Origin of the sequence: Mesorhizobium sp. M1A.F.Ca.IN.020.06.1.1 (assembly GCF_004023265.1) — a bacterium.
Lineage (GTDB): Bacteria > Pseudomonadota > Alphaproteobacteria > Rhizobiales > Rhizobiaceae > Mesorhizobium.
Window position 1 is genome coordinate 1 of the sequence record NZ_RZSR01001729.1, and the last position, 540, is coordinate 540.

Sequence of the window (540 nt, forward strand, 5' to 3'; positions counted from 1 at the left end):
ATATCGCGCACGCCATGATCGAGCGCGAGCCTGTCACCGTCGTGGTTTCGGAAAAGGGCTGGCTCCGCGCGATGAAGGGTCACCTGACCGACTATTCGCAGCTTGCCTTCAAGGAAGGCGACAGCCTGAAGCTCGCCTTCCACGCGCAGACGACCGACAAGATCCTGGTCTTCACCACCGGCGGCAAGTTCTACACCATCGGCGCCGACCGGCTGCCGGGCGGGCGCGGCCATGGCGAGCCGATCCGCATCATCGTCGACATGGAAAACGACCAGGACATCGTCACCGCCTTTGTGCACGACCCGAAGCGCAGGCTGCTTCTGGTCTCATACGACGCCAACGGCTTCGTCGTCTCCGAGGAAGAGGTGATCGCCAACACCCGCAAGGGCAAGCAGGTGATGAACGTCAAGGCGCCGGACGAGGCCAAACGCTGCATTCCGGTTGCCGGCGACCATCTCGCCATCGTCGGCGAGAATCGCAAGATGCTGATCTTCCCGCTGTCTGAAATCCCGGAAATGGCGCGAGGCAAGGGTGTGCGCC

General features: G+C 62.8%; 1 protein-coding gene. It reads left to right on the forward strand.

The genetic code is table 11. The annotated features are described in order from the left end of the window. The coding region (locus EOA60_RS36580) for a DNA gyrase C-terminal beta-propeller domain-containing protein (protein WP_281060828.1) at window positions 1-540 on the forward strand (540 nt) is incomplete at both ends.